Here is a 4971-nt window from a genome sequence, read left to right as displayed (position 1 = left end):
CGCCGGCTCTTGAATTGCTCGCGTTCCTCGGGCGTCATCTGTTCCCAGCGCCGCCATTGCCGGCGTCCCCGCCATCCTCCGCCATGCCCCCGAAAGCCGCCGAACAGAATGCGGCTCAACACCATCAACCCCAGCGCATGCGGAAAATCGATCACCCGGGCGCCGATGAACAACGCCGGAACCACCCAGTTCCACAAGGTCATGACAAGCCACCCCAAAGCGGCGACCGCAACGAATGCCAACACCACCTTGGCCAATATCTTCAGTCCGAAACGCATTGCCTTTCTCCTCAAATATCCAGATCGTCATAAACAGGCTGCAAGCGCGTGCGCAGATGCAGCACCGCGTAACGCTTGCGAGCGAGCAGCGTGTTGATGCTCACACCGGTTTCCAGCGCCAGCTCCTTGAAGCCGCGCCCCTCCAGTTCGTGAGCGATAAAAATGTCGCGCTGATTGGCAGGAAGCTCATCGATCGCCTCCTGCAATGCCGTCAGCAGGACCGTGCGCGCATAGGACGCTTCGGGACCGCTGTCCTGCGCAGGAAGGGCGAGATCGAGCCGGTAGTCCTCATCGGCTTCATCGTCGATTTCGCCTAACGGCTGTTCTCGCCTCTTGCGAAACCGGTCGATGATGCGATTGCGCGCCACCCGGAACAGCCACGCACTGACCTGTTCGATGGGCTCGGGCAGCCGGTACGCCCGGACGAACTCGTGCAGCACATCCTGCAGGATGTCTTCGGCGTCACTGGGATCGCGCACACGACGCCGGATAAAATTTCCGAGCTTCGAGCGCTCACGCAAGACGGTTGCGGTGATCTCGTTATCGCTTTCGATGATGATCGGGCCTGACGGCTTCGGCGGTTCCATACACCTGCTGACGATCCACAAGCAGGAATATTGTGTCCGCGTGAAAAAAGCGGCCGGGCGGCCGCTCCATGAGGGAGATTAGACGTTTTGCCAGTGAGCCGCGTTCAGTAAGTGCCGTCGGTGCTCACCGATACATCGCGCCACTGATTCAATTCCGCTTGCATGGCGGCGAGTTTTGCATCGGCCGCATTGACGGCAATCGAACCTGCAATGAAGCGCAGAGGCGGCTTGGGCTCGCCCGCAAGTTTGACCATCGCATCTGCAAGCTTCTCGGGGTCGCCTGGTTGCTGACCATTGCGTTGTTCGAATGACGCGCGAAGCATGGCGCGTCGTTCGTCGTAATCCGCGATGGGTTTATCGCCGAAACGAAGCGACTCGGGCTTCAGGAAGTCAGTGCGGAAAGGACCCGGCTCAACGATGGTCACGTGCAATCCAAACGGCGCCACTTCCTTGGCCAATGATTCGGAAAAACCTTCGAGCGCAAACTTGCTCGCGCTATACAGCGAGCACAGTTCAGCGCCAAGAATGCCCGCAAGCGATGACACGTTGAAGATGCGACCCCGCCGAGCAGCGCGCATGACCGGGAGCGCCGCCCATGTGACGTTGAAGGTGCCGAAGAGGTTCGTGGAGAGTTGCGCCTGCACGTCCTGCATCGTGGTCTCTTCGAAGAAACCCAGATGACCGTAGCCGGCGTTGTTCACCAGCACATCGATCGTGCCGAACTTCTTTATCGCTGCATCGACTGCGGCTTGCGCCTGGGTTGCATCGGCGACATCCAGAGTGAGGTTGAGCAGTTGCTCGCTGTCCGGGCCAAGGCGCGCGCTGACGTCGTCCCGTTTGCGGCCCGTCGCGACCACGCGGTCGCCTGCTCGCAAGGCAGCTTCTGCGATGTTTGCGCCGAGTCCACGGCTCGCGCCGGTGATGAACCAGGTTGTCTGCATGATGTGCTCCTCGATGATCGGAGCTCCATGGGAACACGCGGCGATGCTTCACCGGTAGCCCGTTCGTCGTGCGTTCTTGCTTGATCCTGCAAAGCACGCTTTCTAGCGTAAGGTTCTTCTATAGACACCTCAGAGCGGCCAACGTGGTCCTGACCGCTTCGTCCCAAGGCGTGTGCGGTTCTTCGCCAAGCACGTTCAGCAACGCTGTATTGTTCATGTGAACAGGCTCTTTCCACAAATAGCGCATTTCGAGCAGCTCCCGGAATGTTTCCGAAAACGGTGCAATAGCGGGCAACGCCCACCACGGAAAAGCGCGGACCTTGATATTTGGGCGGCCGGTCGCATGCTTGATTGCATCGATCATGCGAGTGCCGTCGGCGTCCCAATGCCCGAGCATCTGGTAAGTGGCGAAGTCCGGAAGCGTCCGTTCGCGTTCAACCAGCCGCACCATTGTTCGTGCAACGTCCGGCACATACGCCCACTGATGTCCAACGCCACGGTTGCCCGGATAAAACATGCTCTGTACCGGCTTGCCTGGTTTCACCAGAGCGCTCGACAACCAGCTATTACCCGTGCTGCCGGGCCCGAAGAAATCGCCGGCACGCACGACAAGGCTGCGCACGCCATCGGCGCTTGCGTTCTTCAAATGCCGCTCCAGCTCGACACGGATTGCACCCTTGCGCGTGACTGGATTCTGAGGCGACGTCTCGCTTAGTAACGGGAGCGCGTCGGGTCCGTAGTTATAGACGGTGCCCGGCAAAAGAATCCGCGCGCCTGACGCCTGCGCCGCTGCGATGGTGTTGTCGATCATCGGCAGGACCAGCGCCGCCCAATTCTTGTATCCGGGCGGATTGACCGCATGAACGATAAGCTGCGCGCCGTGGGACGCCGCAACGACGTCGTCGCGGTTCATTGCATCGCCTTGTTGCCACTCGAAACGTTCGTCCCGTGCGGTCAGCTTTGCAGGCTGGCGATGCAGCGCGCGCACATGCCAGCCTTCCCCGGCGAGTTGCCGCGCCACTTCTCCGCCAATGCCACCTGTTGCGCCCAACACCAATGCGATCCGGCTTTCGCTCATCTTCGACTCCTGTTGTGTTCTTCGATTGACGACCATTCTTGCGCGAATCGTGGTTAAATGAAATTGTCGAAAATAGTGGAGCGGATATACATTTTTGTATGATCGAGAATGCGTTGAGCTGGGATTTTTATCGAACGTTTCTTGAGGTGCTGCGCGAGGGCTCCTTGTCGGGCGCCGCACGGTCGCTCGGCCTGACGCAGCCTACAGTGGGCCGCCACGTGGATGCGCTCGAGACAGCGCTGGGCTATGCGCTCTTCATCCGCACGCAACAGGGTTTGAGCCCGACGCAGGAAGCGCTTGCGTTACGCCCTTACGCCGAGGCGCTGGAGTCGACGAGCACGGCGTTGTTGCGCGCGGCATCGAGTCAGGGAGCAGGAGTGCGCGGCACCATCCGCATTACGGCGAGCGACGTGATCACGGTCGAGGTCCTGCCTGCGATCATCACCGAACTGCACGCGGCCTATCCCGAGCTGACCATCGAATTGATGTCATCCAATCGTATAGAGGATCTGTTGCAGCGTGAGGCTGATATTGCAGTGCGTATGCAGCGGCCCAGCCAGGGCGTGCTGATCGCGCGCCGTATCGGCGATGTGGAGCTCGGCATGTACGCGCATAAGGACTACTTGGCGCGGCGCGGCAGGCCTGCACGAATCGATGATCTGGCTGGTCATGCGCTGATCGGCTTCGATAAGGAAACTGCTTTTATCCGCAGCATGAAAACTAAGTTACCCGACGTGCACCGCGAGTCGCTGGCATTGCGCACCGACAGCGACCTCGCGTCGCTCGCCATGCTGAGGGCGGGGTTTGGCATTGGCTATTGCCAGATCGGTCTTGCGCGGAACAATCCGGCTCTCGTGCGGCTTTTCCCAAAGCGGATATCGCTCAAGCTCGACACATGGCTCGCCATGCACGAAGACCTTCGCGATAACCCGAGTTGCAAGGTCGCGTTTGCCGCTTTGGCTACGGGACTGGAAAAGTATGTGCAAGGAGCTTAGTCAAGCTTCGCCCCTTGGCACGATTACCTGGATCCAGCGAGCACGAATGCATCGCTACGGTCGGCGAGCGGTGCTGCTGCGAGTATTGTGTTGTCATTGACGGCGAGCACGCCCGTCAGCGTTTTGTTCGGCGACAGGCAAGGCGCGCCGCCAAACGTGACGGTTGCGTCGTAGACATTCTTCGAACCGTGCGGCGCCACGGTGCCCGTGAAGACGCAACCACTCGTGCCGAGCCCCGATACCGCACCTGCAGGCGTAATCGTGACCGACATGGATTCTCCGCCTTTGATCGATCCCGCCACGCCCGTGTAGGTTCCGGCGATGGCTGCGAGGCTCGGGGTTTGGTCGTAGACCGTGCTGTATTGAGTCGTGAAATTGACTGTTGTGCTACCCGAAGCAACAGGTGTGATCGTGCCGTTCAAACTGCTTTGCGCCACCAGGGAGAACGCGATGTTATCGGGCGTCACGCTATTCAGGCCGATGACGTAATTGCGCGCGTCTGTCGAATTCAGCGGCCCATTCGCGCGGCTCGCAGTACCCTGGACAAGACCCAGTGTGTTGGACGTCTGATTGACGTACAGGAAGTAATACACGCCCGTATCGAGGACGATGCCGGTAACGACGTCGCCCGCATTATCGGTGCCGCTATAAAAGCCTTGAGCCACGCCGCCGGATGTATCGGGCTGGACGAAATTGACCGGCGCGCTGTTGTCGCTACCACCGCCGCCGCCACATGCAGAAAGCGTAAGGGCTGCCATTGCGCAGCAAAGCGAATTCATTTTCATTTTTTTGGTCTTCTCGGATAGGTGCGCTAGCAACCGGTTACGAATTCTTATCAATATTTTCGGCGGTTATATTTACCATAAATTGATCGAAGAAATCGGCTTCGCAGTTGCGCGTGTTGTTCCGGTGCGACTCTCTAACCTCTCACCGGTTCCAGCGGCTGTTCCGCCTGTGCGATTTCATGAATGCGTCGCGGAGCTTGGTGATGCGAGCGACGGCAACGGTTTGCCAAAGCCGACTCCGAACCATGGATGAGTCGAAATCTGGCTCACGTAGAACGCCCAGATTCTTGGCCGTGCGTCGGATACC

Annotated in this window: 6 protein-coding genes; 1 reads left to right on the top strand and 5 read right to left on the bottom strand. The window is 59.3% G+C overall.

Going from position 1 to position 4971, the window contains the following annotated elements; translation table 11 throughout:
• The 4 genes from ACFFAR_RS24540 to ACFFAR_RS24525 form a co-directional block, all read right to left on the bottom strand.
• Positions 1-278, bottom strand: a 278-nt coding sequence (locus ACFFAR_RS24540; RefSeq protein WP_174364474.1) for a hypothetical protein, incomplete at its 3' end; no start/stop codon positions are given.
• An 11-nt stretch (positions 279-289) separates the two neighbouring features.
• Positions 290-865 (bottom strand): sigma-70 family RNA polymerase sigma factor, encoded by a 576-nt coding sequence (locus ACFFAR_RS24535; RefSeq protein ID WP_174364473.1) that lies wholly within the window; start codon positions 863-865, stop codon positions 290-292.
• Positions 866-969: 104 nt separating this feature from the next.
• Entirely contained in the window at positions 970-1806 is an 837-nt protein-coding gene (locus ACFFAR_RS24530) for an oxidoreductase (RefSeq protein WP_174364472.1), read from the bottom strand.
• 118 nt (positions 1807-1924) lie between these two features.
• Positions 1925-2884 (bottom strand): SDR family NAD(P)-dependent oxidoreductase, encoded by a 960-nt coding sequence (locus ACFFAR_RS24525; RefSeq protein WP_174364471.1) that lies wholly within the window; start codon positions 2882-2884, stop codon positions 1925-1927.
• Positions 2885-2982: 98 nt separating this feature from the next.
• On the opposite strand from ACFFAR_RS24525, the gene ACFFAR_RS24520 reads away from it, so the two are divergent.
• Positions 2983-3879 carry a LysR family transcriptional regulator gene (locus ACFFAR_RS24520; RefSeq protein ID WP_075360140.1) on the top strand — a complete coding sequence of 299 codons (897 nt, stop codon included), beginning with the start codon at positions 2983-2985 and terminating at the stop codon, positions 3877-3879.
• Between the two features lie 23 nt (positions 3880-3902).
• Here ACFFAR_RS24520 and ACFFAR_RS24515 read toward each other — a convergent pair whose 3' ends face one another.
• Positions 3903-4664, bottom strand: a complete 762-nt coding sequence (locus ACFFAR_RS24515; RefSeq protein WP_174364470.1) for a hypothetical protein — start codon at positions 4662-4664, stop codon at positions 3903-3905.
• Positions 4665-4971 lie beyond the last annotated feature (307 nt).

Source organism: uncultured Caballeronia sp. (genome assembly GCF_964243625.1).
Taxonomy (GTDB): domain Bacteria; phylum Pseudomonadota; class Gammaproteobacteria; order Burkholderiales; family Burkholderiaceae; genus Caballeronia.
The sequence above is the reverse complement of the archived record's forward strand: the minus strand, read 5'-3'. Positions and strand labels throughout refer to the sequence as shown.